19 protein-coding genes and 1 pseudogene are annotated in these 26,815 nt (G+C 60.8%); 10 read left to right on the top strand and 10 right to left on the bottom strand.

Annotated elements, in window-relative coordinates:
* The first annotated feature begins 24 nt into the window (after positions 1 to 24).
* A pseudogene (locus tag KI237_RS20440) lies at positions 25 to 3,315 on the top strand (DEAD/DEAH box helicase).
* 78 nt (positions 3,316 to 3,393) lie between these two features.
* On the opposite strand, the gene KI237_RS20435 reads toward KI237_RS20440, so the two are convergent.
* From KI237_RS20435 to mfd, 3 genes are read right to left on the bottom strand one after another with little or no spacing between them, the layout of a single operon-like run.
* The gene (locus tag KI237_RS20435) at positions 3,394 to 6,087 is read right to left on the bottom strand and encodes a DEAD/DEAH box helicase (protein WP_212796800.1); all 2,694 of its coding nucleotides are present in this window, start codon (positions 6,085 to 6,087) and stop codon (positions 3,394 to 3,396) included.
* An 11-nt stretch (positions 6,088 to 6,098) separates the two neighbouring features.
* Positions 6,099 to 6,665: a CsiV family protein gene (locus KI237_RS20430; protein ID WP_212796799.1), complete on the bottom strand. Its 567-nt coding sequence runs from the start codon at positions 6,663 to 6,665 to the stop codon at positions 6,099 to 6,101.
* 10 nt (positions 6,666 to 6,675) lie between these two features.
* Positions 6,676 to 10,125 carry a transcription-repair coupling factor gene (mfd, locus tag KI237_RS20425; protein ID WP_212796798.1) on the bottom strand — a complete coding sequence of 1,150 codons (3,450 nt, stop codon included), beginning with the start codon at positions 10,123 to 10,125 and terminating at the stop codon, positions 6,676 to 6,678.
* 168 nt (positions 10,126 to 10,293) lie between these two features.
* Between mfd and KI237_RS20420 the strand changes: the two genes are divergently transcribed.
* The gene (locus KI237_RS20420; RefSeq protein ID WP_135844535.1) at positions 10,294 to 11,757 is read left to right on the top strand and encodes a glyceraldehyde-3-phosphate dehydrogenase; all 1,464 of its coding nucleotides are present in this window, start codon (positions 10,294 to 10,296) and stop codon (positions 11,755 to 11,757) included.
* 152 nt (positions 11,758 to 11,909) lie between these two features.
* On the opposite strand, the gene KI237_RS20415 is transcribed toward KI237_RS20420, so the two are convergent.
* On the bottom strand, positions 11,910 to 13,208 hold the full coding sequence (locus KI237_RS20415) for an MFS transporter (RefSeq protein ID WP_212796797.1): 1,299 nt from the start codon (positions 13,206 to 13,208) through the stop codon (positions 11,910 to 11,912).
* A gap of 233 nt (positions 13,209 to 13,441) precedes the next feature.
* Here KI237_RS20415 and KI237_RS20410 point away from each other — a divergent pair, with 233 nt between their 5' ends.
* Positions 13,442 to 14,491, top strand: coding sequence for an FAD:protein FMN transferase (locus tag KI237_RS20410; protein ID WP_249410648.1), 1,050 nt, complete (start codon positions 13,442 to 13,444; stop codon positions 14,489 to 14,491).
* Between the two features lie 210 nt (positions 14,492 to 14,701).
* Positions 14,702 to 16,096 carry a Si-specific NAD(P)(+) transhydrogenase gene (gene sthA, locus KI237_RS20405; protein ID WP_003183399.1) on the top strand — a complete coding sequence of 465 codons (1,395 nt, stop codon included), beginning with the start codon at positions 14,702 to 14,704 and terminating at the stop codon, positions 16,094 to 16,096.
* Positions 16,097 to 16,138: 42 nt separating this feature from the next.
* Here the strand turns inward: sthA and KI237_RS20400 are convergent, their stop codons facing one another.
* Positions 16,139 to 16,861 carry a glycerophosphodiester phosphodiesterase gene (locus tag KI237_RS20400; protein WP_212796795.1) on the bottom strand — a complete coding sequence of 241 codons (723 nt, stop codon included), beginning with the start codon at positions 16,859 to 16,861 and terminating at the stop codon, positions 16,139 to 16,141.
* Positions 16,858 to 17,454 carry a PilZ domain-containing protein gene (locus KI237_RS20395; RefSeq protein ID WP_212796794.1) on the bottom strand — a complete coding sequence of 199 codons (597 nt, stop codon included), beginning with the start codon at positions 17,452 to 17,454 and terminating at the stop codon, positions 16,858 to 16,860. Before KI237_RS20395 ends, KI237_RS20400 begins: the two co-directional genes overlap by 4 nt.
* A gap of 94 nt (positions 17,455 to 17,548) precedes the next feature.
* Here KI237_RS20395 and KI237_RS20390 point away from each other — a divergent pair, with 94 nt between their 5' ends.
* The 3 genes from KI237_RS20390 (at position 17,549) to KI237_RS20380 (ending at position 20,798) form a co-directional block, all read left to right on the top strand.
* Positions 17,549 to 18,799 carry a lipoprotein-releasing ABC transporter permease subunit gene (locus tag KI237_RS20390; protein WP_212796793.1) on the top strand — a complete coding sequence of 417 codons (1,251 nt, stop codon included), beginning with the start codon at positions 17,549 to 17,551 and terminating at the stop codon, positions 18,797 to 18,799.
* 7 nt (positions 18,800 to 18,806) lie between these two features.
* Positions 18,807 to 19,490, top strand: coding sequence for a lipoprotein-releasing ABC transporter ATP-binding protein LolD (gene lolD, locus KI237_RS20385; protein WP_162843734.1), 684 nt, complete (start codon positions 18,807 to 18,809; stop codon positions 19,488 to 19,490).
* A 63-nt stretch (positions 19,491 to 19,553) separates the two neighbouring features.
* On the top strand, positions 19,554 to 20,798 hold the full coding sequence (locus KI237_RS20380) for a lipoprotein-releasing ABC transporter permease subunit (protein WP_212796792.1): 1,245 nt from the start codon (positions 19,554 to 19,556) through the stop codon (positions 20,796 to 20,798).
* A 187-nt stretch (positions 20,799 to 20,985) separates the two neighbouring features.
* On the opposite strand, the gene KI237_RS20375 is transcribed toward KI237_RS20380, so the two are convergent.
* Positions 20,986 to 22,338 (bottom strand): heavy metal sensor histidine kinase, encoded by a 1,353-nt coding sequence (locus KI237_RS20375; protein ID WP_212796791.1) that lies wholly within the window; start codon positions 22,336 to 22,338, stop codon positions 20,986 to 20,988.
* Positions 22,335 to 23,015, bottom strand: coding sequence for a heavy metal response regulator transcription factor (locus tag KI237_RS20370; RefSeq protein ID WP_212796790.1), 681 nt, complete (start codon positions 23,013 to 23,015; stop codon positions 22,335 to 22,337). The genes KI237_RS20375 and KI237_RS20370 overlap by 4 nt, the downstream gene beginning before the upstream one ends.
* A gap of 148 nt (positions 23,016 to 23,163) precedes the next feature.
* On the opposite strand from KI237_RS20370, the gene copI reads away from it, so the two are divergent.
* On the top strand, positions 23,164 to 23,685 hold the full coding sequence (gene copI, locus KI237_RS20365; RefSeq protein WP_212796789.1) for a copper-resistant cuproprotein CopI: 522 nt from the start codon (positions 23,164 to 23,166) through the stop codon (positions 23,683 to 23,685).
* A gap of 61 nt (positions 23,686 to 23,746) precedes the next feature.
* Positions 23,747 to 24,577, top strand: a complete 831-nt coding sequence (queF, locus tag KI237_RS20360; protein ID WP_212796788.1) for an NADPH-dependent 7-cyano-7-deazaguanine reductase QueF — start codon at positions 23,747 to 23,749, stop codon at positions 24,575 to 24,577.
* Positions 24,578 to 24,756: 179 nt separating this feature from the next.
* On the opposite strand, the gene KI237_RS20355 is transcribed toward queF, so the two are convergent.
* Both KI237_RS20355 and pcrP read right to left on the bottom strand, forming a co-directional pair.
* Positions 24,757 to 25,020, bottom strand: a complete 264-nt coding sequence (locus tag KI237_RS20355) for a DUF4404 family protein (protein WP_212796787.1) — start codon at positions 25,018 to 25,020, stop codon at positions 24,757 to 24,759.
* Between the two features lie 109 nt (positions 25,021 to 25,129).
* Positions 25,130 to 25,750, bottom strand: coding sequence for an HAD superfamily inactivated hydrolase PcrP (pcrP, locus tag KI237_RS20350; RefSeq protein WP_212796786.1), 621 nt, complete (start codon positions 25,748 to 25,750; stop codon positions 25,130 to 25,132).
* A gap of 202 nt (positions 25,751 to 25,952) precedes the next feature.
* Here pcrP and KI237_RS20345 point away from each other — a divergent pair, with 202 nt between their 5' ends.
* Positions 25,953 to 26,642: an MlaA family lipoprotein gene (locus tag KI237_RS20345; RefSeq protein ID WP_212796785.1), complete on the top strand. Its 690-nt coding sequence runs from the start codon at positions 25,953 to 25,955 to the stop codon at positions 26,640 to 26,642.
* The last annotated feature ends 173 nt before the right edge of the window (positions 26,643 to 26,815 follow it).

The raw sequence follows: 26,815 nt of genomic DNA, 5'->3' as shown, positions 1-26,815 counted from the left end.
GTATGCGTAAGATTGGTAGTTCCCATGACCCAATCAATTGAAGCACTGCTTGAGACAGATTGGGGCGAATGCTTCCATCAGCGTTCCCTTGAGCGCGGGTTCGACTACGCCGACAGAGAGCGAGTACGAATACTGCGGATAGACGAGCAGTCGATTCACGCCGAATGCGCGGGTGGCGACGATAATGTCTATCAGCAGGTGATCGAGCTCACTCGTTATCGGGGATACGACGGCGTTCGTTACGAATGCTCGTGCCCGGTCGGTGACAGCTGCAAGCACTGCGCTGCCGTCATGTTCCATTTAATTGCGAATCCCCAAGCATTGGGGGACGGATCCGTCAGCGAGCGCCTGAATTCTGAACTTGAAACCTGGATCAAGGGTATTCCCGAGCGGGGCGCCGATTCGCTACCCAGCAAAAAAGACGCCGATGTCCGGATCTTCTACAAACTCAAGAAGACGTACATAGGGCAATGGATTTTGGAGCTCTTCAAGGGGCGCCAACTCGATGATGGTTCCCTGAAGGATCTGAAAGCGTTTGGCCAACTGACGGACATGCTGAATCGTTTTCCGAATTATATGTCCGACGTCGACAAGCAGATTGGTCAGTCGCTTATCAGCAATCAGCATTATCCCAATCAGAACAGTTTCCCGTTGCAAGAGCGCAGTGGCGCCGAGGTGCTGGCGCTGGCATTACAGTCCTCACGCCTGTTCCTGGATTTCGACCCGCCGCAGCCATTGGGCGCAGGGCCGCAAAAAAATGCGCAGTTCGTCTGGGAAGAGCAGGCCAACGGCAATTATCGGCCTCGGTGGCGAAGTGGCGATCAGGTGCTTGAAAACGTTCTGGTGCTTGAGCCGCTTCATTATCTGGATTTGTCGCGCAGGGAGCTTGGCCGGCTGTCCTATGAAATGGACGACTAATTGGCGTGCCATTTATGCCGTGCTCCGGAGGTGCCCGTTCGAGATGTCGTGCTCTTCAGTCACCGGATCAACGCTATTGACCACTCAATCCCGCCTCCTAAAGAACTGACTGAGCGCCTCATCGAAGGTGTTGAGCCGCGAGCGGTGTTGACGTTGGGAAGTGCGCTCGAGTTCCGGCACTGGAACTCTGTTCCGGAACATCGCGCGGCATTGACCTTTATTTATGATGGTCATGTGGCGGACGATAAAGCACCCAGCGAACTGCTGGTCCTGTCCAGGACCGAAATCTTGCGCATTGAGCGTAAGCCGGATGTCGAGCAAGCCTTTCGCACCGTTCTGCGTAAGTTAGGTTTCAAGAAAGCCAATCGCAAAAGTCTTGCGCTGGCGGGTAGCGGTGGTGAGCTGTTCCGAATGGCGGATGACGCGGCCTGGTTGGCATTCATGGATAAAGGCCTGCCGCAATTGCATGCTGCCAATTGGCAGGTCGATATCGAAGCGGGCTTTCATTTCGATCTGCAACCGGTGGAGCAGTTGTACGCCGACATCGAGGAGTCTCCCGGCCGAGAGTGGTTCGACTTACAACTGGGCATCGTCGTGAATGGCAAACGGCACAGTCTGCTGCCGATCTTGCTTGACTTGCTTCGCTCAAGCCCCGAGATGATGGATCCGGGCAATCTCGATCAGCGCAGTGATGATCAGTTGATGTTGATTGATCTCAACGGTGGAAAACTCACCGCGGGTCCTGGCGTGAAGGTCGCGTTGCCGTATGGGCGGGTCAAGCCGTTGATGGCAACGCTTGGCGAGTTGTACATGAAGGAGCATCGGGGGGACTCGATACGGCTGAGCGCCTTTGATGCGGCCAGGTTGAATGTGCTGGAAGGCGTGCCGTTGACCTGGCAGGGCGGGGAGCGATTGCGCACGTTCGCTAAGCGATTGCATGAGTCGACTCACGCGCATGTTCCTGCGCCAGCAGGGCTCAAAGCCACGCTGCGACCTTATCAACTCCAAGGGCTCAACTGGATGCAGACGCTGCGCGAGCTGGAAGTCGGCGGCATCCTGGGCGATGACATGGGCTTGGGTAAAACCTTGCAGACCCTGGCTCACCTGCTCTGCGAGAAGCAAGCCGGACGCCTGGATGTCCCTGCGCTTGCGGTCATGCCCACCAGTCTTATTCCCAACTGGCTTGACGAAGCCGCGCGCTTTGCACCGCAGCTCAACGTCGTGGCGCTGCATGGCGCAGCCCGGCAAAAAGATTTCGCCAGTCTTGCACAGTACGATCTGGTATTGACGACTTATGCCTTGTTGCCACGGGATCTGGAGGTGTTAAAGCCCCAGGCCTGGAGTGTGCTGATTCTCGATGAAGCACAGAACATCAAGAACCCCACCAGTAAGGCCGCCCAGGCTGCCCGCGAACTCAATGCCCGGCAGCGCCTGTGCCTGTCCGGTACGCCCCTGGAAAATCATTTGGGCGAACTCTGGTCGCTGTTTCATTTCCTGCTGCCAGGCTGGTTGGGGGATAGCAAAAGCTTCAATAGGGACTATCGAACGCCGATCGAAAAGCACGGTAATAGCGAGCGAATGCGCCATCTGACGGCGAGGATAAAACCGTTTCTGCTACGGCGCAAAAAGGAGCAAGTCGCCACTGAGCTGCCACCTAAGACTGAAGTAGTGCATTGGGTCGAACTCAGTGAGGGGCAGCGGGATGTCTATGAAACCGTGCGCGTAGCCATGGACAAGAAGGTCCGCGACGAAATCGCCCGCAGCGGCGTGGCGCGTAGCCAAATCATCATTCTGGATGCATTGCTCAAGTTGCGTCAGGTTTGCTGCGACCTGAGGTTGCTCAATACGGTGCAGACGGCCAAAGCGTTGCGTTCCGGCAGTGGCAAGCTGGCCAGTTTGATGGAAATGGTCGATGAGTTGCTCAGCGAGGGGCGCAAGATTCTACTGTTTTCCCAATTCACCTCGATGTTGGCCTTGATTGAAGAGGAGCTGCAAAAGCGAAGCCTTACCTATTCGTTATTGACCGGCTCCACCACGGATCGCCGCACCCCGGTGAGGGACTTTCAAAGCGGCAAGGTGTCGCTTTTCCTGATCAGTCTGAAGGCGGGCGGTACAGGGCTCAATCTGACGGCTGCCGACACGGTGATTCATTTTGATCCTTGGTGGAATCCGGCGGTGGAAAACCAGGCCACCGACCGAGCTTACCGGATTGGGCAAAACAACCCTGTGTTCGTCTATAAACTGATTGCCCGAGGCACCGTGGAAGAGAAGATACAAGCCCTTCAGCAGGATAAGGCTGCGTTGGCTGGCAGTGTGCTGGACGGTGGAACAATGGGGGGGTGGAAGCTTGAGCAGAGCGATATCGAAGCGTTGTTTGCACCGTTGCCCAAGACCTGATTCACCGACACATTCACGGGCTATGTCGCCTGATAGTCAGCTATCGCGAGCAAGCTCGGCTCCCACAAGGATTGGGGGTTAGCGTTTTTCCAGTTTGTCCGGCAGCGGTGCGAACAGGGCCTCGATATCGTCGCTTTGCAGTTTCCAGTCGCCGGCCACGCGTCCGTCCAGCACACCGGCGGCGAGGTCGGACTTTTCCTTTTGCAGTAGCTGGATTTTCTCTTCCACGGTGCCTCGGGCAATCAGCTTGTAGACGAACACCGGCTTTTCCTGGCCGATGCGGTACGCACGGTCGGTTGCCTGATTCTCGGTGGCCGGGTTCCACCACGGGTCGTAATGAATCACCGTGTCGGCCTCGGTCAGGTTCAGGCCTACGCCCCCGGCCTTCAGGCTGATCAGAAAGATCTGACGCTTGCCGCTCTGGAATTCCTTGACCGGCGTGCGTCGGTCTCGGGTCTGGCCGGTCAGGATTGCGTAGTCGACATTGCGTTTTTTCAGCTCATCTTCGATCAGCGCCAACATGGATGTGAACTGGGAAAACAGCAGTACCCGACGGCCTTCCTCAAACAGCTCTTCGAGCATTTCCATCAGGCTGTCGAGCTTGCCCGAGGTGCTGCCTCGGGCAGGCGGGGCGGCGTCGTTGATCAGGCGCAAATCGCAACAGACCTGGCGCAGTTTGAGCAGCGCCTCAAGAATGATGATCTGGCTGCGGGCCACGCCTTTGCGGGTGATCTCGTCGCGGACCTTCTTGTCCATCGCCAGGCGCATGGTTTCGTAGACGTCCCGCTGGGCGTCGCTGAGTTCGACCCAATGGATGATCTCGGTCTTGGGTGGCAGTTCCGTCGCCACCTGCTCCTTGGTCCTGCGTAGCAAAAAAGGTTTTATCCGACCGTTGAGGTGCTGCAGTCGTACATCGCTGCCACGTTTTTCGATAGGTACTCGGTAGTCGCGGTTGAAACTCTTGACGTCCCCAAGCCAGCCCGGCAGCAGGAAGTGAAACAGCGACCAGAGTTCGCCCAGGTGATTTTCCAGGGGCGTGCCGGACAGGCACAGCCGCTGGCGGGCATTGAGCTCGCGGGCGGCCTGGGCGGCTTTGCTGGTGGGGTTCTTGATGTACTGGGCTTCATCGAGGATCAGCACGTGCAACGGCTGCGCGGCCAGACGCTCGACATCCTTGGGCAGCAGGGCGTAGGTGGTGAGGACCAGGTCGTAATCGGCCAGTCGGTCGAAATGCTTCTTGCGCCCCGGGCCGTAAAGCGCCAATACCTTGAGTTGCGGCGTGAAGTGAGCGGCCTCGTCGAGCCAGTTGGGGATCAGGCTGGTGGGCATCACTACCATGCACGGCCGGTCCAGGCGTCCGGCGTTTTTTTCGCTGAGAATGTGCGCCAGGGTCTGTAGGGTTTTACCCAGGCCCATGTCGTCCGCGAGAATGCCGCCGACTTCCAGCTGCCTGAGCGATTGCATCCAGCTCAAGCCTTCGAGTTGATAAGGCCGCAGCGTCGCGTTCAGGCCCTCTGGCGCGGTGGTGGTGTAATCCTTGATGTCCCGCAGGCGTTGCGCCAGGCCACGAATGTGTTCGCCACCTTCCCAGGTCAACGGCATGTCCTGCAGCGGGTTCAGGCGCAGGGCGTCCGCGCTGTTGAGGCGCAGTTTGGTGGTGCCGGGCTCTTGCAGGTAAAACTCGCCCAGGGTCGCCAGCACCGGTTTCAGCCGGCCATAGGGCAGCGCCACTTGCTGCGGGCCAAACTCCGAGTTCGGGCGGTTGGGCAGGTTGACCAGGATAAGTTCGTCGTCACGGCGCCGGGCCAGGCGTTCCGGGTTGAACAGTTCGATGTGCGAACGCATCAGGTTCAGCAGGATTGGCAGCAGGCTCAGGCGCTCACCGTTGACGATGATCCCCAGCTCCAGGTCGAACCAGTCCCGCTCTGGTGTTTCCTCGACAGTGGCGTACCACTCGTCCACCGCCGTCAGATCGAAGCCGAAATCCTCGTCGATTTGCAATTCCCAACCCTGGCTACGCAGTTTCGGCAGGTCGTTGAGGGTGAAGGTCAGCCAGGCGCTGTCGTTGACCATTTCGTACAGTTCCCCTGCGCTTTCCGGCAGGGCCTTACTTTGTCGGGTCGCGACCTTGAAGCCGAGGATCCGTAGTTGTTCGCGGTAGGACTGTTCCACATCGGTGTGGCGTTTTATCCGCAGTGTCTGGGTTTCCTGGCGAATCAGTACGTCGGTGTTGCGCTGGCCGCTGACATATTCGTCCAGATAGCTGAAGGACAGGGCTGCGCGGTGTTGAATGTAGCGCTGCATTTTGCCATTGCGCGGCTCGAAGGCGCTGAACTCGATACTGGCCAGCCACAGGCGCGGCACCGGTTGCACGTTGTCCACCAGCACTTGTGGCGGGGCCTTGGGGCTGCGGTTGTCCAGCACCGCCTGGAGTTTTTCCAGCAACTGCGCGTCTTTTTCGGCGGCCGGGTAGGCTAGGGTTTCCTGGACTTGCAGCAACACTGCCGCGCAGTGCTTGCAGTTGATGCGCACCGGGCATGAGCACGCGGCTTCGAGCAGAATCAGCGTGCCCTTGGCTGACTCTTTAAGGCGAATGGTCTGACGGTAGACGTTACCGCCAGAGCCTTCGCAGCTGGCGGTGATGGTGCTGTCGCCGGCCTCGACGATCCTGGCGCGGTTTTCCAGCGCATAACGGCGCCCGCGCTCCAGGCTCTGTTCCTTGAATCGATTGACCCAGGAAGGTGCCAGGGGTTTGCTCAGGGGCGAGGGCATAGGCGCGCCAATCAGTCCGGAATGACTTCAGGTGCCTGCCGTGGCGCGGGCGCGGTCAACGAGGTGATCTTGATCAGCAGGCCAAGATGCCCGTTGTCGAGGAAATTCAGTTGGCCATTCTTGGTATGGCTCTGCTGCTTGAGGCGCTCGCTGGCGGTGACCAGGCCGTTGGCGTTGATCTGGTTGATCCAGAAATCGGCATCCACGTCGGTGAAGCGGCCCAGCTTCAGCTCCAGGGTGCCCTCGATGGGGAATTGCCCGAACTGTTCGGTACCGTCGCTGATGGCAACTTTGCGCCCCTGTTCACCGAGCGTCTGCTGCCAAGCCTTGTGCATCAATACCGTGTATTGGCCGCTGGCGGTGAGTTTCTCGACGATATTGCCCATAGCCGGTGTGCGCTGGCTATCCGCGCCCAGGCGTTGCGCGCCGGCGTCCCAGTCTTCCGGTGCAGCGCGGCTGACAATCGCCGGCTCGGCATTCTGGCGCACCAGAATCATTTCAACCTGATACAGGTCGTCGGCAAACGCCAGGGGAGCGACCAGGGTCAACAACAAGGTCAGTGAGCGAAACAGGCGCATGTGGCGTCCTTCAAGCAGTGGTCGGAGTGAGGCGCTCGAACAGCGCTTCTACGGTATTGAAGCGCTCTTCCGCGCGCTCCATGGGCACCATGAACTTGAACATCGTGGCACCTTCGAACTTGTAGCGTTTGGGCTGGCCCTGGATCAACTTGATCAGCACCAGTGGATCGACCGGCGTCTGGGCTTCGAACTCGATCCGGCCGCCGTTGGGGCCGCCGTCGACTTTCTTGATGCCCAGTTGCTCGGCCTTGAGCTTGAGCTGCGTGGTGCGCACCAGGTTCTTGGTCGGTTCCGGCAGCAGGCCGAAGCGGTCGATCATCTCCACTTGCAGGTCCTTGAGGCCTTCTTCGTCGCTGGCCGAGGCAATGCGTTTGTAGAGGATCAGTCGCGCGTGGACGTCCGGCAGGTAGTCTTCCGGGATCAACGCCGGCACCCTCAGGTTGATTTCCGGCCCGCCGCCCAGGGGTTGATCGAGGTTCGGTTGTTCGCCCTTGCGGATCGACTTGACCGCCCGTTCGAGCATTTCCATGTACAGGGTGAAGCCGACGGCCTGGATCTGGCCGCTCTGGCCGTCGCCGAGCAATTCGCCGGCACCGCGGATTTCCAGGTCGTTGGTGGCCAGCACGAAGCCGGCGCCCAGGTCCTGGGTATTGGCGATGGCTTCCAGGCGTTTTTCCGCATCCGGGGTGATCTGCTGGCGCGGTGGCGTCAACAGGTAGGCATAGGCCTGGTGGTGGCTACGACCGACCCGGCCGCGCAACTGGTGCAGCTGGGCCAGGCCGAATTTGTCGGCGCGCTCGATGATGATGGTGTTGGCGCTCGGCACGTCGATGCCGGTCTCGATGATGGTCGAGGCGATCAGCACGTTGAAGCGCTTGTGGTAGAAGTCGCTCATCACCTGTTCGAGTTCACGCTCGCGCATTTGCCCGTGGCCGATGCCAATCCGCGCTTCCGGCACCAGTTCGGCCAGGTCGGCGGCGCATTTCTCGATGGTCTTCACGTCGTTGTGCAGGTAATAGACCTGGCCGCCACGCAGCAACTCACGCAGCAAGGCTTCCTTGACCGTGCTTTTGTTCTGCTCCATGACAAAGGTGCGCACCGACAGGCGGCGGGCCGGCGGCGTGGCGATGATCGACAGGTCGCGCATGCCCGACACGGCCATGTTCAGTGTGCGCGGGATCGGCGTGGCGGTCAGGGTGAGGATGTCGACTTCGCTGCGCAGGGCCTTGAGCTGTTCTTTCTGGCGCACGCCAAAGCGGTGCTCTTCGTCGATGATCACCAGCCCCAGGTTCTTGATCTTCACGTCGTCCTGCAGCAGCTTGTGCGTACCGATGACGATGTCGATCTTGCCCTCGGCCAGGTCGGCCACGGCGGCGTTCACTTCCTTGGTCGATTTGAAACGGCTCATCACCTCCACGGTCACCGGCCAGTCGGCAAAACGGTCGCGGAAACTGTTGTAGTGCTGCTGGGCGAGCAGGGTGGTCGGCACCAGGATCGCCACTTGCTTGCCACCGTGCACGGCAATGAACGCGGCGCGCATCGCCACTTCGGTCTTGCCGAAGCCCACATCGCCACACACCAGCCGGTCCATGGGTTTGGGGGCGAGCATGTCGGCGCGCACGGCTTCGATGGTGGTCTGCTGGTCGACGGTTTCTTCGAACGGGAAACCGGCGCTGAAGGTTTCGTAGTCGACTTTCGGATCGGCAAAGGCATAGCCTTCGCGGGCCGCGCGACGGGCATAGATGTCCAGCAGCTCGGCGGCCACGTCGCGCACCTGTTCGGCCGCCTTGCGCTTGGCTTTCTGCCAGGTTTCCGAGCCCAGGCGATGCAGCGGGGCCAGGGCGTCGTCGCTGCCGGTGTAGCGGGCGATCAGGTGCAGGTTCGCCACCGGCACGTAGAGCTTGGCGCCTTCGGCGTATTCCAGGGTCAGGAATTCGGCGGCCTGGTTGTCGATTTCCAGGGTTGCCAGGCCCAGGTAGCGGCCCACGCCGTGGTCGATGTGCACCACGGGGGCGCCTTCGCGCAGTTCGGTGAGGTTCTTGATGACGGCGTCGTTGGCGGCGTCGGCGCGTTTCTCGCGACGGCGGCGCTGCATGACGCGCTGGCCGAACAAAGGACTTTCGGCGACCAGGGCCAGGGCCGGGTCATCCAGGACCATGCCGTCGTTCAGCGGCGCGATGGTAATCGCCAGGCGATCCTTGCCGGCGACGAAGTCCGGCCAGCTGTCCACCGTCTTCGGTCTCAGCTTCAACCGCTCAAGCAGCTCCAACAGGACTTCGCGACGACCCGCGGATTCGGCGGTGAACAACACGCGACCGGGGAATGCATCGAGAAAGCCAGCCAGTGCCGCCAGGGGTTGCGTGGCCTTGGCTTCGATGGCCAGGTCCGGCAATGCCTTGGCCGGGAAACGTTCGCGGCCGACGCCGGTTTCGACGTCCTGCTGGCTCGCCACCACCCGTGGCCAGCTCTTGAGGCGGGCAAAACAGTCTTCCACCGGCAAAAACAGTTCGGCCGGCGGTAATAGAGGCCGGGAAGGATCGACGCGACGCTCTTCGTAGCGGTTGCGCACGTCGTTCCAGAAGTTTTCCGCGGCCTGCTCGATGCCCGGCAGGGAAAATACCTGGGTGTCCTGGGGCAGGTAATCGAACAGGGTTGAGGTTTCTTCGAAAAACAGCGGCAGGTAATACTCGATGCCGGCGGGGGTGATTCCGCTGCTCAGGTCCTGAAAGATCGGGCAGCGCCGGAAATCCACATCGAAGCGCTCGCGAAAGCGGGCCTTGAAGCGGGTCACGGCGTCTTTCTGCAGCGGGAACTCCTTGGCCGGCAACAGGCGGATCGACTGCACTTTGTCGATGGAACGCTGGTTTTCCGGATCGAAGGTGCGCAGGGTCTCGATTTCGTCATCGAACAGGTCGATGCGATAAGGCAGCTTGCTGCCCATCGGGAACAGGTCGATCAAGGCGCCGCGTACCGCGAACTCGCCGTGCTCGTACACTGTGTCGACGCAGCGATAGCCACTGGCCTCAAGGCGAGTGCGCATTTGCTCGACATCGAGCTTCTGGCCGATGTCCAGTACCAGGCTGCTGCCAAGCAGGAATTGGGTCGGTGCCAGGCGATGTAGGGCCGTGGTGATCGGCACTACCAAAACGCCATGACTGAGTTCCGGCAGCCGATAAAGGCTGGCGATTCGCTGGGAAATGATGTCCTGGTGCGGCGAAAACAGATCGTAGGGCAGGGTTTCCCAGTCCGGGAAATGCAAGACCGGCAAATCTGGAGCGAAGAAACTCAGCTCCTGTTCCAGCCGCTCGGCGCTTTGGCTGTCGGCGGTCAATAGCAGGGTGAAACGCTTTGCAGCGCTGGCAGCCTCGGCGATGGCGAGGCTCAGGGCGGCACCGGGCAGGTTGCCCCAGTGCTGTTTACCTGCCGCGGCAGGGAGAAGCGGAAGACGCAGAACGGGCACGGAAGGTTGAGCTCCAGCGTTGCGACAAAGTCGACAAGTGTAGCGGGGGAAGGGGGCTGCTGTCAGTCGCAGACTACCCAGGCCGACAGGAAAACCACGGTGCGACAGGCGCGCATTGCTCCGCCGAGGACTCGGCGGCATAATGTAGCCCCTTTTTTCAGCCCCTACATGTGGAAGGTTACCGTGACTCAGAAGCCCGACCAGTGTCTTGGTGAATGGATTGATCGTGAAGCGCTTGCCGAAGCGATGATCCCTCTCATCGGTCAGCTCTACCGCAATAACAACGTGGTGAGCTCGATCTATGGCCGCAGCCTGATCAACCAGTCTGTCATCGCGATCCTCAAAGCCCACCGCTTTGCTCGCCACCGTTCTTCCGACGACAGCGAACTCTCCGTCCACGAAACATTCCCCCTGCTCAAAGCCATGAGCGAGCTCAAGCTCGGCGCGGCTTCGGTGGACCTGGGCAAGTTGGCGTTCAAGTTCCGCAACGAAGGCAATGGCCGTAGCGCCGAGCAGTTCGTGCGTGAAGAGATGGCTGATGTAGTTGGCCAGCAGAACGTTTCGGCTCGCAAAGGCACCGACGTGGTCCTGTACGGCTTCGGTCGTATCGGCCGTCTGCTGGCGCGCATCCTGATCGAAAAAACCGGTGGCGGCGACGGCCTGCGCCTGCGGGCCATCGTGGTGCGCAAGGGCGCCGAGAACGACCTGACCAAGCGCGCCAGCCTGCTGCGTCGCGATTCGGTGCATGGTTCGTTCAACGGCACCATCACCATCGACGAAGAAAACAACACCATCACCGCCAACGGTAACCTGATCCAGGTGATCTACGCGAAGAACCCGACAGAGGTGGACTACACCCAGTACGGCATCAAGGACGCACTGCTGGTGGACAACACCGGTGTATGGCGTGACGCCGACGGCCTGGGCCAGCATCTGACCTGCCCGGGTATCGACCGCGTCGTGCTGACTGCGCCTGGCAAGGGCAAGCTGAAGAACATCGTTCACGGCATCAACCACGGCGAAATCACCGCTGACGACAAGATCGTCTCCGCTGCTTCTTGCACCACCAACGCCATCGTGCCGGTGCTCAAGGCGGTGAACGACAAGTTCGGCATCGTCAACGGTCACGTCGAAACGGTTCACTCGTACACCAACGACCAGAACCTGATCGACAACTTCCACAAGGGCGACCGCCGTGGCCGCAGCGCCGCGCTGAACATGGTCATCACCGAGACCGGTGCTGCCACCGCCGCTGCCAAGGCCCTGCCTGAGCTGGCTGGCAAGCTGACCGGCAACGCGATCCGTGTGCCGACGCCGAACGTGTCGATGGCCATTCTCAACCTGAACCTTGAGAAAGCCGCCACCCGTGAAGAGATGAACGAGTACCTGCGCTACATGGCGCTGCACTCCGACCTGCACAAGCAGATCGACTTCGTCAATTCCCAGGAAGTGGTGTCCACCGACTTCGTCGGCTCGCGCCACGCCGGTGTCGTGGATGCTGAAGCGACCATCAGCCAAGACAACCGCGTTGTTCTGTACGTCTGGTACGACAACGAATTCGGCTACAGCTGCCAGGTGGTTCGCGTGATGGAAGACATGGCCGGTGTGAACCCGCCTGCATTCCCACGCTAAGCCTTAGCTGCTTGTGAAAACGCCCCGACTTGTCGGGGCGTTTTTTTGTCTGGAGTTTGTGTCGACTGGGCTGCCCTCATCGCGAGCAAGCTCGCTCCCACAGGGTATACGCGGTCACCTGTGGGAGCGAGCTTGCTCGCGATAGCGATGTGTCAGGCGCCGCCGACGACTGAAGCTTGCGCAGTCCGCAGCTCATGACGATTACCCCTGAACAACACCAAGGTAGCAATCAGCCCCAATATGGCCGCGCCGCTGAGCCAGATCCCAGGCGCCGCCTTGTTATCCAATACATGAATCAAATAGGTACAAGCCGCCGGGGTAAACCCGCCGAACGTCGCGGTCGCCAGGCTGTAGGCCAGGGAGAACCCGGTGGTACGCACTTCAACCGGCATGATTTCCGTCAAGGCCACCACCATGGCGCCGTTGTACGATCCGTACAGGAACGACAGCCACAATTCGACGATCAGCAAATGGCTGAAGCTAGGGTTCGCCACCAACCAGGACAGCGCCGGATAGGCGGTCAGGATGGCCAGGATCGTGGCGGCGAGCAGCAGCGGCTTGCGTCCGATCTTGTCTGAAAGCGCCCCCATCACCGGCAGCCAGAAGAAGTTCGACAAGCCGATGCACACCGTGACCAGCAGCGCGTCGAGGTCCGACAGGTTTAGCTCGGCCTTGCCAAAAGTCGGCGTGTAGGCGGTGATCAGATAGAACGACACCGTGGTCATCACCACCAGCGCCATGCCGGCCAAGACAATGCCGAAGTTCTGACCGATGGAACGGACAATCTCCGACAGGCTGGGACGATGTTTTCTCGCTTGGAACTCAGGTGTTTCTTCCAGTGAACGACGGATCACGAATATGGCTGGCACAATCATGCACCCCACCAGGAACGGTACGCGCCAGCCCCATTCGCCCATTTCCTGGGGGCTCAGCCAGTGATTGAGACCCACCCCCAGCAGGCCGGCAAACACCACGGCAGCTTGTTGGCTGGCCGATTGCCAACTGACAAAGAAGCCCTTGCGCCCCGGCGTGGAGATTTCCGCCAGGTACACCGACACACCGCCCAGTTCGACACCGGCGGAGAAGCCTTGCAGCAAGCGACCCAGCAACACCAGCAGCGGTGCCGCCACGCCCAGGACGGCGTAGCCCGGCACGCAGGCGATCAGTATGGTGCCCATGGCCATCAGCGCCAGGGTGATGATCAAGCCTTTGCGACGGCTGTGGCGGTCGATGTAGGCACCGAGAAAAATCGCTCCGAGGGGACGCATCAGGAACCCGGCACCAAACGTGGCCAGGGACAGCATCAGCGAGGCGAACGCGCTGTCGGTCGGGAAGAACGTCTTGGCGATGGCCGTGGCGTAAAAGCCATAGACCATGAAGTCGAACATCTCCAGGAAGTTGCCGCTGACAACGCGAAAAATCGCCTTGCCGTTGCTCGTTTGGGAAGACATGTGTAGGTACTCACTCTGGCAAATCTTGTATGGAAGCGCTGCGCCCCGGTGGGAGCCTTGCAGGAACCTTGTGGGAATATGAGGGCCTTGGGGCCTGAGGGAGCAAAGCTTGCTCGCGATGAACGATGACTCGGTCTTAGCAGTTGAACCGTGTCGCCTGCATCGCGAGCAAGCTTTGCTCCCTCAGGGCTCCATTGGCTCCCGCAGGTTTTTTGCGTGCGCTGGAGTTCATAATGGCGGGCGCGGTTTTGAGGGGAGATGAAGATTTGTTAACTGGACGATGGATTGGGCTTGTGGTGCTGGCCGGCGTGTTGTCGGGTTGCGGCAACGGCGACACCCTGGAGCGCTTCGACGGCCCGACCATGGGCAGTCATTATTCGATTCAGTACGTCAGACATTCCGCCGGGCCCACTGCGAAAACGGTGCAGGCCGAGGTGGAAAGCATCCTCGCCGAAGTGGACCAGCAATTCTCGACTTATCGCAGCGACTCGGACATCGAGCGTTTCAATGCACTGCCGGCCAATAGCTGTCAGGTCATGCCTGGCTCGGTCCTGGAGTTGGTCCGAGTGGGTGAGCAGTTGTCGGTTCAAAGCGACGGCTCCTTTGACCTGACCGTGGAGCCGCTGCTGAACCTGTGGGGCTTCGGCCCCCAGTCTCGCGAAGAAAAAGTACCGACCGTCGAAGCCTTGGCCTTGGTGCGCCAGCGCGTCGGTCATGGTCATTTGCGCATCGACGGCGACCGGCTGTGCAAAGACGCTGCGGCGGAAGTCGACTTCAACAGTATCGCCGCAGGCTATGCCGTCGACCGCATCGCCGCCAGGCTCCAGGCCCTGGGCATCGACAGCTACCTGGCCGAAGCCACCGGCGAACTCAAGGCCGTCGGGCACAAACCCGATGGTTCGGCCTGGCGGATTGCCCTGGAAGAGCCGCGGGATGACCGGCAAGTGGCCGAGCGTGTCATCGAGGTCAACGGCTACGGGGTTTCCACCTCGGGCGACTACCGTAAATATTTCGAGCAGGGCGGCAAGCGTTATTCCCACACCTTTGATGCGCGCACTGGTACACCGGTCCTGCATAACCTGGCGTCAGTCACGGTGATTCATCCTTCGGCGCTAATGGCCGATGGACTATCGACGCTGTTGCTTATTCTCGGTCCTGAGCGGGGTTGGGACTATGCCGAGAAACACGGCGTCGGGGTATTTTTCGTGTTGCGGGACGGGGAGCGTTTCGTCGTTCGCACCAATGAAGCCTTTGAACGGATGACTGGCGGAAAAACCCAATGATGACAGCGTCATGAAAGGCTACCTGTGGCGAAATAGCGCAGGCAAAACTAGCCTACGACGCGACCAAGGGGTAATGTGCGCGGCGTTGACGCTTCTATAGACTGTGGCCGGGCGCGTGAACCGGCCCCAAATTGTTCCTTCATGCCGCAGGCCGGCATGATTTAGCCGTCGGTGCCAGTGTGGTACCGCGGCCTGTTCTGAGGAGTACGCATGGCTGTCTACAACTACGACGTGGTGGTACTGGGCTCCGGCCCGGCGGGGGAAGGCGCGGCAATGAACGCGGCCAAGGCAGGGCGCAAGGTGGCGATGGTCGACAGCCGTCGGCAGGTCGGCGGCAACTGCACCCACTTGGGTACCATCCCGTCCAAGGCCTTGCGTCACTCGGTCCGGCAGATCATGCAGTTCAACACCAACCCGATGTTCCGGGCCATCGGCGAGCCGCGCTGGTTCTCCTTCCCGGACGTGCTCAAGAGCGCCGAGAAGGTCATTTCCAAGCAAGTGGCCTCGCGTACGGGCTACTACGCCCGTAATCGCGTTGATGTGTTCTTCGGCACCGGCAGCTTTGCCGACGAGCAGACGGTTGAAGTGGTCTGCGGCAATGGCGTGGTCGAGAAGCTGGTGGCCAAGCACATCATCATCGCCACCGGTTCGCGCCCGTATCGTCCGGCCGATATCGATTTCAACCACGCGCGCATCTACGATAGCGACACCATCCTGAGCCTGGGTCACACCCCGCGTAAGCTCATCGTCTACGGTGCTGGCGTGATCGGTTGCGAATACGCCTCGATCTTCAGCGGCCTGGGTGTGCTGGTGGAGCTGGTGGATAACCGCGGCCAGTTGCTGAGCTTCCTGGACTCGGAAATCTCCCAGGCCCTGAGCTATCACTTCAGCAACAACAACATTACCGTGCGCCACAACGAAGACTACGACCGCGTCGAAGGCGTCGATAATGGCGTGATCCTGCACCTCAAGTCCGGCAAGAAGATCAAGGCCGACGCCTTGCTCTGGTGTAACGGCCGTACCGGCAACACCGACACCCTGGGCCTGGAAAACATCGGCGTGAAGGTCAACAGCCGCGGCCAGATCGAAGTCGACGAGAACTACCGCACTTGCGTACCGAACATCTACGGTGCCGGTGACGTGATTGGCTGGCCAAGCCTGGCCAGTGCCGCCCACGACCAGGGCCGTTCGGCCGCCGGCAGCATTGTCGACAACGGCAGCTGGCGCTTCGTCAACGACGTGCCGACCGGCATCTACACCATCCCGGAGATCAGTTCGATCGGAAAGAACGAACAGGAGCTGACCCAGGCCAAGGTGCCATACGAAGTGGGCAAGGCTTTCTTCAAGAGCATGGCGCGCGCGCAGATTGCCGGCGAGCCGCAAGGCATGCTGAAGATCCTGTTCCACCGCGAGACCCTGGAAGTGCTGGGCGTGCACTGCTTCGGCTACCAGGCGTCTGAGATCGTGCACATCGGCCAGGCGATCATGAACCAGCCGGGCGAACTGAACACGTTGAAGTACTTCGTCAACACCACGTTCAACTACCCGACCATGGCCGAAGCCTATCGGGTAGCGGCCTATGACGGGCTAAACCGGCTTTTTTGAGCGGCTCCGGCCGGTGGCCTGAGCCGGCCGGGGAGACCGATTTCAGCCCTTCCCAAGGGTGGCAGTGGCCAAACCGGGAAAGTCTGTAATCAGGCTGTCAGCGCCAAAATCGGCGAGCCTGCGCATCAGCGCGGGCTCGTTGACGGTCCACACCGACACATGCAGCCCCTGGCGCTGCGCCTTGATCAGGCGTTCCGGCGTGCACAGGGTCCAGTTCAGCGCCAGAATCTCGCAGCCGTAACTCTGGGCGACCTTCAACGGGTCGAGCCAGGCGTATTCGGCCACCAGTCCGCGGGAGATGTCCGGGGTCAGGTCCACGGCCGCTTTTAGCACTTCCCGGGAGCTGGACGTGATAGTGATTTTGTCCAGCAGCCCGAAACGCTGGGCCATTTCGCGGATGCCCAGCACGGTGGCTGCGGCGCGGGTGCGCGAGGCGCTCTTGACCTCCAGTTGCCAATGCTCGAAATCACACTTTTCGAACAACTCTTCCAGGCGCGGGATCGGGCACGGCTTGATCCAGCCCGGGCCGCCCTTGCGCGCATCGTAGGTCACCAGTTCGTCGGCGGAATGCTCCACCACCTTGCCGCGCCGGTCGGTGGTGCGCTTGAGGGTCGGGTCGTGGATCACCATCAACTCGCCGTCCATCGAAAGATGCAGGTCCAGCTCGCAACGGCGTACGCCGTGCTTGAGGCACTCCTGAAAGCCGGTCAGGGTATTTTCCGGTGCTTCGCCCTTGGCGCCGCGGTGGCCATAAATGAGGGTCACGGTTCTTCCTTATTGATACCTGAGTCGTTCTGTTCCCGGGCCAGGCGTCGTTCTTGCGCCTGTTTCTGCAGGATGTAGCGGGCCAGCAACTGGCGCTGGGCGTCGGTCGGGCGTTCGAACTCAGTGCCCACGTCGAAGTCGTCGCCCTTGGGGTCGCAGTGGGTGACCCGCGCCCGCAGCAACAAGCCGAGGGCTTGGGGCATCAGCACCAGTTTGATCGACAAGTGGGTGCCGACCGCTATCGGCGTGGGGTGTTGGAAGTCGACGCCGCCTTCGGAAATGATCACCGGTTGCGGTTCGCCGATTTCGCCGAGCACCGTCAGGGCAATGACCTGGCTGAGCAGGTCGATGCGTTTGTTCATTGCCTTGAGGTACGCCGCGATGCTGCGTTCGCGCTCGCTGATCTGGCGCAGCAGGTGCTGTGACTCGAATTCGCTCAGGTGTAATTCACTGAGCAGATTGAACAATGGAGAAGCATCCTGCAACACTTCCTGGCCAGCAGCTTCAGGAATGGACAGGGGCCGAATTTCCAGTGCGATCGTGTCCTCGATACGGTAGTATTCGCGGCGATCTTCTTCATCTAATGTCGACATGGCGAACCCATGGTAGCGGCGGTGGTCTGAGTGTAAAGCTGGTTTGTGACCCCCGCCACAAGGACGTTCCTTTTCCCTCCGAACAAGCCCCGACATGTTCAGACCTCTCTTCGTATTTATCGGCACGCGTTATACCCGTGCAAAGCGTCGCAATCATTTCGTATCGTTCATTTCCCTGACGTCCATCATCGGGCTGGCCCTTGGCGTGGTCGTGATGATCGTCGTGCTCTCGGTGATGAACGGCTTCGACCATGAGATGCGCACCCGCGTGCTGGGCATGGTGCCCCACGCGACACTCGAATCCGGCGAAGCCATCAGTGACTGGCCGAGCCTGGCCGCCAAGGTCAAGCAGAACCCGCAGGTGCTGGCCGTCGCGCCGTTCACCCAGATGCAGGGGCTGCTCACCAACGATGGCAAGGTATCCAAGGTATTGCTCAACGGCATCGACCCGGGGCTCGAGCGGCAGGTATCGATCATCGATAACTTCATGCAGCAGGGCAAACTCGACGACCTGGCGCCCGGCAGTTTCGGCATCGTCATCGGCGACAAGGCCGCGGCCAAGCTCGGCGTTGCCATCGGCGACAAGCTGACCTTCGTCGCCCCGGAAGTCACCGTGACCCCGGGCGGCATGTTCCCGCGCATGAAACGCTTTACCGTGGTTGGCATTTTCCATGTCGGCGCCGGCGAGCTGGACGGTTACCTGGGCGTGACCAACCTCCAGGACCTGGCGCGCCTGCATCGCTGGAAGCCGGATCAGGTCCAGGGCCTGCGGCTGAAGTTCGACGACCTGTTCCAGGCCCCGCGCCAGGCATGGACCATCGCCCAGCAGCTCGGCGAAGACCGTTACTACGCCCGGGACTGGACCCGCACCCACGGCAACCTGTACCAGGCGATCCGCATGGAAAAAGCCATGATCGGCCTGCTGCTGTTGCTGATCGTTGCCGTGGCGGCGTTCAACATCATCTCCACGCTGGTGATGGTGGTGAACGACAAGAAGGGCGACATCGCGATCCTGCGTACTCTCGGCGCCACGCCGGGGCAGATCATGCGGATATTCATGGTCCAGGGCACGGTCATCGGCGTGATCGGTACGGTTGTCGGCGCCCTGGTCGGGATGTTCGCCGCGCTGAATGTCAGTGCCGCGATTGCCGCCCTCGAAGGCTTGATCGGGCACAAGTTTCTCAACGCCGACGTGTACTTCATCGACTACCTGCCATCGCAATTGCAGGCCGATGACGTGTTGATGGTCTGCGGCGCCGCGTTGGTCCTGAGTTTCCTCGCCACCCTGTATCCTGCCTGGCGTGCCGCGCGCACCCAGCCTGCGGAGGCGTTACGTTATGAGTGAGTTGGGCATGAGTGAAAAAGCAATCTTGAGCTGCCGCAACCTGGGCAAGTCCTACGAGGAAGGTCCAGAGTCGGTGGTGGTGTTGTCGGGCTTGCAGCTGGAGTTGCACCCTGGCGAGCGCGTGGCGATTGTCGGCACCTCCGGGTCGGGCAAAAGTACCTTGCTCAACCTGCTGGGCGGCCTGGATACGCCGACCGCCGGCAGTGTCTGGCTGGCAGGCGAAGAACTTTCGGCCCTGAACGAGAAGGCCCGTGGCCTGCTGCGCAACCGTTCCCTGGGCTTCGTCTACCAGTTCCACCATTTGCTGCCCGAGTTCACCGCGCTGGAAAACGTCTGCATGCCGCTGTTGATCGGTCGCACGGCGATTCCTGAGGCCCGTCAGCGCGCCACGGCGTTGCTGGAGCGGGTAGGGCTGGGGCATCGCCTGGAGCACAAGCCGGCCGAATTGTCCGGTGGTGAACGCCAGCGCGTGGCGATTGCCCGGGCCTTGGTCAACAAGCCTGGCCTGGTGATGCTCGACGAGCCGACCGGCAACCTCGACTCCCACACCGCCCAAGGCATCCAGGATTTGATGCTGGAGCTCAGCACGTCGATGCGCACCGCGTTCCTGGTGGTGACTCACGACATGAACCTGGCCCGGCAGATGGACCGCGTCCTGCACTTGCAGGAAGGCTGCCTGACGCCCATCTGACCGACCGAAACCCGGCGTTTGCTACACACGCCGGGTCTTTTATTTTTATACGGTGCCCCGCGAATGTTCAGACCGTTATCGATCTTTATCGGCACGCGCTATACCCGCGCCAAGCGCCGCAATCGCTTTGTTTCGTTCATCTCCATGACCTCGATGATCGGCCTCGCCCTGGGTGTCCTGGCGATGATCGTGGTGTTGTCGGTGATGAACGGCTTCCAGCGCGAAATGAGCTCGCGCATCCTCGGCATGGTGCCCCACGCCACCCTCGTTGGCGTCAATCCGATCGACGATTGGCAGCCGGTGGCCGCCGCGGCGTTGAAAAATCCTGAAGTCATCGCTGCCGTGCCGTTTACCGAAATGGAAGGGATGCTGAGCTATAAAGGTTCGATGCAGCCGATCCAGATCAGCGGCGTCGATCCGGCCCAGGAAGGCAAGGTGTCCATCGTTGCCCAGCATATCGTCCAGGGGCGTTTGGATGCCTTGAAGCCGGGCGAGTTTGGCGTGGTGATCGGCGAAATCACCGCCCGGCGTTTTCGCCTGAACGTCGGCGACAAAATCACCCTGATCGTACCGGAAGTCAGCACTGCCCCCGGCGGCATCACCCCACGGATGCAGCGGCTGAATGTGGTGGGTGTGTTCAAGGTGGGCGCCGAGCTGGATGGCTCCATGGCACTGATCCACTTGGCCGATGCCGCACAAATGCAGCATTGGCAGCCGAACCAGGTACAAAGCGTGCGCCTGGCGATGAAGGATTTGTACGCGGCACCGAAGGTCTCCGGGGACATCGCCACCAGCCTTGGCGCGGCCTACAAGGCCGACGACTGGACCCACACCCAGGGCAGCCTGTTCAGTGCCATGAAAATGGAAAAAACCATGATCGGCTTGCTGTTGCTGATGATCGTCGCGGTGGCGGCGTTCAACATCATCGCCACCTTGATCATGGTGGTGAACGACAAAGGCGCGGACATCGCGATCCTGCGCACCATCGGCGCCACGCCGCGGCAGATCATGGCGATCTTCATGGTCCAGGGCACGGTGATTGGCGTCGTCGGCACGCTGATTGGCGGCGTGCTGGGGGTGATCGCGGCGCTGAACGTCAGTGCGCTGGTGGGCTGGCTGGAACGGGTCAGTGGCCAGCACATCTTCAGTTCCGACGTGTACTTCGTCAGCAACCTGCCGTCGGAGCTGCAACGTGGGGACGTGGTGCTGATCTGCTCGGCCGGGTTCATCCTGAGCTTCCTCGCCACCGTGTACCCGGCGTGGCGTGCGGCGAAGATCGAACCGGCGCAGGCGTTGCGGTATTCCTGATACGACACAGACCTCTGTGGCAGAAGGGCTTGCTGAAGACTCTTGCGGCGAGGGGATTTAGCGAAGTGTCTGTGGGAGCAAGGCTTGCCCGCGATGCAGGCGCCTTGTTTCCCCCGCAGACCGCGCCGTCTGCATCGCGGGCAAGCCTTGCTCCCACAGATAAGTCCTTCGCCACAGGGGGGCGGGCTCAATCACCTTTCGGCAACTCAATCACAAACCGCGTCCAGCCATCGGCCGATTCGCAGCGGATCTGCCCGCCATGGGCGCGGATGATAGAGCGAGTAATGGCCAGCCCCAACCCGGCGTGTTCGCTGCTGCCCTCCTGGCGAGCCGGGTCGGCGCGATAAAAGCGGTCGAACAGGCGCGGCAGCAAGTCCGCGGCAATCCCTTCGCCGCTGTTTTCCACGCTGATGTTCACCCCTTGAGCCTCATCGACAATCCGCACCCGCACTTCGCCGTCAATGGGGGTGAAGCGCAGCGCATTGTCCAGCAGGTTGGAGAGCGCCCGGCGCAACATGTTGCGGTCACCCTCGATGCGGCTCTTGCCCTCGCGGCTCAGGCGCACGTTGGCGTCTTCGGCCAGGGGCGCGAAGAAGTCCAGCAGCACGTCCACCTCTTCGGCCAATTGCAGCGGTTCTCGGTTGAGCGCCAGCAGGCCGTGGTCGGCCTTGGCCAGGTACAGCATGTCGTTGACCAGTTGCGCCATCCATTGCAGCTCTTCGAGATTGCTGTGCAACGCCTCGCGGTAATCCTCCAGTGGGCGTTCGCGGGTGAGGGTGACCTGGGTGTGGGTCAGCAGGTTCGACAGCGGCGTGCGCAATTCATGGGCGATGTCGGCAGAGAACGCCGAGAGCCGCTGAAACGCATCGTCGAGGCGTCCGAGCATGGCGTTGATGCTGTGGGCCAGTTCCGCCAATTCGGCGGGCATTTGCTCTTCGGGAAGTCGGGCGTTGAGAGAGCGGGCCGAGACACTGCCAGCGATGGCGCCCATGCGTCGCAAGGGGCGCAAGGCCCGCCGGGCGGCCCAGGCACCGAGCAGGGCGGTGGCCAGGGCCGAGAGACCGACGGTCAGCCAGATCAGGCGCTGCATGCGTTGCAGGAAATGCTGGTGGTGGGTGATGTCCAGCAACAGGGTCAATTGCGGTGAATTGGCTTGGTCGGGACGCAGCGGGGCGTTCAACACCCGATAATCGTTGTCGCCATCGCTGAGGGTCGACAGGCCGGGCCGCTCTGGCAATTGAGCCGGAATCCGGATCGAGCTGTCGTACCAGCGAACCCCATCGCTGCCCTTGATGCGCAGTGCCAGGTCGGCCTGGCGGCTCAGTTCATCTTCCAGGCGCGCCTGGGTCTGCTCAGCGTCGAGGTCTTGCAGGGCCCGGCGCAGGCCGATCAGCTTGCCTTCGAGCAGTTGCTGGTCCAGTTCGATGAAGTGCGCCTCGCTGCCACGGCTGAACAAGACCCCGGCGAACAATGACACCACGGCGGTGCAGGCGGCGAACAGCAGTGCCAGGCGGCTACTCAGCGACAATTGGCCCCTCACAGGCTGCGCTCTTCGAGCACATAACCCATGCCACGCACGGTGTGGATGAGCTTGCTGGGGAATTCATCGTCGATCTTGAGTCGCAGGCGCCGTATCGCGACTTCGATGACGTTGGTGTCACTGTCGAAATTCATGTCCCAGACCTGGGACGCGATCAGCGATTTGGGCAGCACTTCGCCCTGGCGGCGCAGAAGCATTTCCAGCAAGGCGAATTCCTTGGCGGTGAGGTCGATGCGCCGACCGCTGCGTTCGACGCGGCGGCGGATCAGGTCCAGACGCAAGTCGGCCAGCTGCAGGCTGGTGTCCTGTTGCGTCGAACTGCCTCGCCGCAACAGGCTGCGTACCCGCGCCAGCAACTCGGAAAAGGCAAAGGGCTTGACCAGGTAATCATCGGCGCCCAGTTCCAGGCCGTGCACCCGATCCTGTACCGCATCCCGCGCGGTGAGGAACAGCACTGGTGTATCCAGCCCGGCTCCGCGGACGGCTTGCAGGATCTGCCAACCATCGCGGCCGGGTAACATCACGTCGAGGATCAGCAAGGCGTATTCACCGCTCAAGGCCAGTTGCTGGCCGGTGATTCCGTCGGCTACCAGGTCGGCGTTGAACCCGGCTTCACCCAGGCCTTGGCGCAGGTATTGGCCGGTTTTGGTTTGGTCTTCGACGATCAGCAGTTTCATGGGCGGCTCAATGCAGGGTTCGAGGGCGTTATACCGTGGCAGGCGGGCTCGTGGCGCAACCTGACAAAGTTGTAATCGAACTGTCAGCCGACTGGCAGGCCTGTAACGATAGAGTTTCCCACAAGCTGAAACTGATTGGAGTATGGACATGTTGATGGGAAACCGCTTGATCCTGGCCGCTTGCGTACTGGCCCTCAGTGCGCCTTCGTGGGCATCGCCGGGGCATTTCGATTTTGGCCAGGCTGCACCGGCAGCCAAGGCCAGTCGCAACATCGAGGTGGTGATGGGCGACATGACGTTCGATCCCGGTGCCCTTGATATCAAGGCCGGTGAGACGGTTCGGTTCGTGCTGATCAATAAAGGACAGTTGCTCCACGAATTCAACCTGGGCAACGCTGCCATGCACGCCGACCACCAACAGGAAATGCTCAAGATGCAGCAGAGCGGCCAGTTGATGCCGACCGCGATGAAGCCGGGGATGGATCATGGCGCCATGGGTCACGACCAGGCGAGCATGCGCCACGATGATCCCAACAGCGTGTTGGTGGAGCCGGGCAAAACCGCCGAGCTGACCTGGACCTTCAGCAAGGCCACGCGCCTGGAGTTTGCCTGCAATATTCCCGGCCATTACCAGGCTGGAATGAAGGGCGACCTGACAGTCAGTCAGTAAGCACTCAAAGGCTGCGGCAAAGGCTGATAGAATCGGCTGATTCTTCAGTCAGGTTTCCGTCATGCATCCCGCAGCCGAACATTCGCCGCTGGGCAAATCCAGCGAATACATCGCCACGTACACGCCGTCACTGCTGTTCCCGATCCCGCGCACCGCGAAATGGGCGGAACTGGGCCTGACGGCCGAGACCCTGCCGTATAAAGGCGTGGATTTCTGGAACTGCTTCGAGCTGTCGTGGCTGCTGCCGTCCGGTAAGCCGGTGGTGGCCATCGGTGAATTCGCGATCCCGGCGGACTCGCCGAATATCATCGAGTCCAAATCCTTCAAGCTGTACCTCAACTCCTTGAACCAGACGCCGTTCGCCGATACCGCGAGCCTGGAAGCGACCCTGCGCCAGGACCTGTCGGCGGCTGCCGGCAAAGCGGTGGGTGTGCGGATCCGCAATCTCAAGGATGTGGAAAGCGAGGGCATCGTGGCGTTGCCCGGTACGTGCATCGACGATTTGGACATCAGCGTCGACTCCTACGCGCACCCGCGCCCGGAGTTGCTGCGTTGCGATGAATCGCGCATCGTCGAGCAAAGCCTGCACAGCCATCTGCTCAAGTCCAACTGTCCGGTGACCAGCCAGCCAGACTGGGGCAGCGTGGCGGTGGAGTATCGCGGCGCGGCCCTGGACCCCGCCAGCCTGCTGGCCTACATCGTCAGCTTCCGCCAGCATTCGGATTTCCACGAGCAGTGCGTGGAGCGGATCTTTCTCGACCTGCAGCGCTTGCTCAAGCCCGAGAAGTTGACGGTGTACGCGCGGTATGTGCGTCGTGGCGGGTTGGATATCAATCCGTATCGCAGTACCGAAGACGTCCAGTTGCCGAACCATCGCCTGGTCCGTCAATAAATCCTAACTGTGGGAGGGCTCTTGTGGGAGCGAGCTTGCTCGCGATGAGGGCGGCACATCCAACATCCAGGTTGGCTGACACACCGCTATCGCGAGCAAGCTCGCTCCCACAGGGATTGCATTCAGGTTGAAACTAAAAAGCCCCGCTCGTGATAGCAGGGCTTTTTTGCATCCGGTATTCAGATTCCCATGTTGCCCAAGGTCAACATGATATTGCGCAATGTGCTCGCAATACCCGGGTGTTCAACCTCAAAACGTTCCACAGCAAGGTTCACGCCGTCCACCAGGTTGCTGTCCTGAAGCTGATTTTCCAGTTGGATCTCAGCCTCGATCTGAGCCATCAGTTGATGCAGATTCTCGCGCTCTGGCTCGGACAGCGGCGGATTCTGGTCCAATTGCTCGCGCAGTTTGTTGAGCTGTTCTTGCAATTCGCGGGCAGGCATTGGCGTACTCCCTTTATTGATAGGCACAGCCATGGACCGCGACAGTGCGTCAAAAGTCCGTGGCTTGTCTTAAGAGTAATCTACCCTCGCGCTCCCTGCATGATCCCGGTCATGGCTTCTCGCCTTTGAGTCGGCGCAGGCTGATGTCCGCCAGGCAAGTGTCGAGTTCGCCCAAATGATCGATCACCGAATGCACCCCCAGGCCAAACAATTGCACGGTGGCCTTGGCGCGCTTGGTTTCCCGTTCCTGTTGGCTCAGCGCCTGCCATTCGTCAGGCGCCAGGCCACACAGCGAGCCGCAGGACGCCAGGCCGATGGTCCATAAACCGGCGTTGAGCCCTGACTGCAGCAACCGGGGTTCGCCACTGACCAACACGCAACCGTCCAGTTGCTGGACGTTCAGCGCCATCAGGGCCTGCCAGCAGGCATGTGGCGCCGGCCAAGGATTATTTGTTGCTGGAAGTTGCGGCGGTTTGATCCACGTCGGCAATGAGGCCGCCAAGGCATGGCTGACGGCAGGTGGCAATTCGTCGAGCCAGGCGCAGGGGATTTCCTGGCGCTGCAAGTGGTGCAGGCTCTCAAGGGCGTCCGGTGTTGGCTGCGCATGCTCGACCGGTGCAGCCCCTGGCTGACGGATGCGCGCGCCGAAATCCACCAGGCATCCACTCAGGCCAAACAGTACGGCGGTCAGGCTGGCGGCGGGGAGGGGCAGGGCTTCGGCGCGAGGCATGGGAACGTCCTTGAAATAGCCAGCAGCCTAAAGAGCCTCGATGACAGTCCGGTGACAGTGACGTGAAGGGTGTCTGTCATGGAAACGTCCTACGACCCACTTGTTTTTTCGGTGCTGCCTATCCACGCGTTCCGTCTTATACTAGCCACCTTACCGCCTGGGCTCGGCGCCCTTGCTTGAACAATCCAAGGAGTTTTCCCCTATGCGCTGGAGCCATCGTCTCGCTCAGCTGTGTTTGTCTGCCAGCGTCCTGCTGGTTCCGTTCGCCACCCAGGCCGCGACGGAAGAAGATCCTTGGGAAAGCATCAACCGTCCGATCTTTACCTTCAACGACACCCTTGATACCTATGCGCTCAAGCCACTGGCCCAGGGTTATCAATATGTGACGCCGCAATTTCTCGAAGACGGCGTCCACAACATGTTTCGCAACATCGGCGACGTGGGCAACCTGGCCAACAACGTGCTGCAGGCCAAGCCGGCCGCTGCCGGGGTCGACACCGCCCGGTTGATCTTCAACACCACCTTCGGCCTGCTGGGCTTCTTCGATGTGGGTACCCAGATGGGCCTGCAGCGCAGCGATGAAGATTTTGGCCAGACCCTGGGCTACTGGGGACTGGGCAGTGGGCCGTATGTCATGCTGCCGCTGCTGGGGCCAAGCACCCTGCGTGACGCGCCGGCCAAGCTGGTCGACGACTACACGGCCCCGTATCGTTATATTGATAACGTCTCGGTGCGTAACTCTATTCGAGGCCTGAACGTCGTCGACACCCGCGCCAGCCTGTTGTCGGCCGAGAAGATGGTGAGCGGCGACAAGTATGTCTTCATCCGCAATGCCTACCTGCAGAACCGCGAATTCAAGGTCAAGGATGGCCAGGTCGAAGATGATTTTTAATTTCGACCTGTAGAACCACGAAGGCGGCCCAAAAGGCCGCCTTCTGTGCGTTGGCGTCGTGTTTGAGCAGGTTTGATCCTTCCATTGAGTTACGCTTCGCTCGGTTCTTATAACTCTCTGTGCTTTGACAAATGAAGACGGCAAGCGGCTATCTGCCTGAGCTTGAAACGCCC

It is taken from the genome of Pseudomonas sp. St316, assembly GCF_018325905.1.
GTDB lineage: Bacteria > Pseudomonadota > Gammaproteobacteria > Pseudomonadales > Pseudomonadaceae > Aquipseudomonas.
Note: the sequence above shows the minus strand (reverse complement) of the source record. Positions and strands in the feature narration are given on the sequence as shown.

Coding starts and splice junctions, on each gene's coding strand:
- KI237_RS20435 (WP_212796800.1), bottom strand. CDS start 6,087: ATGCCCTCGCCCCTGAGCAAACCCCTGGCACCTTCCTGGGTCAATCGA.
- KI237_RS20430 (WP_212796799.1), bottom strand. CDS start 6,665: ATGCGCCTGTTTCGCTCACTGACCTTGTTGTTGACCCTGGTCGCTCCC.
- KI237_RS20420 (WP_135844535.1), top strand. CDS start 10,294: ATGTGGAAGGTTACCGTGACTCAGAAGCCCGACCAGTGTCTTGGTGAA.
- KI237_RS20415 (WP_212796797.1), bottom strand. CDS start 13,208: ATGTCTTCCCAAACGAGCAACGGCAAGGCGATTTTTCGCGTTGTCAGC.
- KI237_RS20410 (WP_249410648.1), top strand. CDS start 13,442: ATGGCGGGCGCGGTTTTGAGGGGAGATGAAGATTTGTTAACTGGACGA.
- sthA (WP_003183399.1), top strand. CDS start 14,702: ATGGCTGTCTACAACTACGACGTGGTGGTACTGGGCTCCGGCCCGGCG.
- KI237_RS20395 (WP_212796794.1), bottom strand. CDS start 17,454: ATGTCGACATTAGATGAAGAAGATCGCCGCGAATACTACCGTATCGAG.
- KI237_RS20390 (WP_212796793.1), top strand. CDS start 17,549: ATGTTCAGACCTCTCTTCGTATTTATCGGCACGCGTTATACCCGTGCA.
- lolD (WP_162843734.1), top strand. CDS start 18,807: ATGAGTGAAAAAGCAATCTTGAGCTGCCGCAACCTGGGCAAGTCCTAC.
- KI237_RS20380 (WP_212796792.1), top strand. CDS start 19,554: ATGTTCAGACCGTTATCGATCTTTATCGGCACGCGCTATACCCGCGCC.
- KI237_RS20370 (WP_212796790.1), bottom strand. CDS start 23,015: ATGAAACTGCTGATCGTCGAAGACCAAACCAAAACCGGCCAATACCTG.
- copI (WP_212796789.1), top strand. CDS start 23,164: ATGTTGATGGGAAACCGCTTGATCCTGGCCGCTTGCGTACTGGCCCTC.
- queF (WP_212796788.1), top strand. CDS start 23,747: ATGCATCCCGCAGCCGAACATTCGCCGCTGGGCAAATCCAGCGAATAC.
- KI237_RS20355 (WP_212796787.1), bottom strand. CDS start 25,020: ATGCCTGCCCGCGAATTGCAAGAACAGCTCAACAAACTGCGCGAGCAA.
- pcrP (WP_212796786.1), bottom strand. CDS start 25,750: ATGCCTCGCGCCGAAGCCCTGCCCCTCCCCGCCGCCAGCCTGACCGCC.
- KI237_RS20345 (WP_212796785.1), top strand. CDS start 25,953: ATGCGCTGGAGCCATCGTCTCGCTCAGCTGTGTTTGTCTGCCAGCGTC.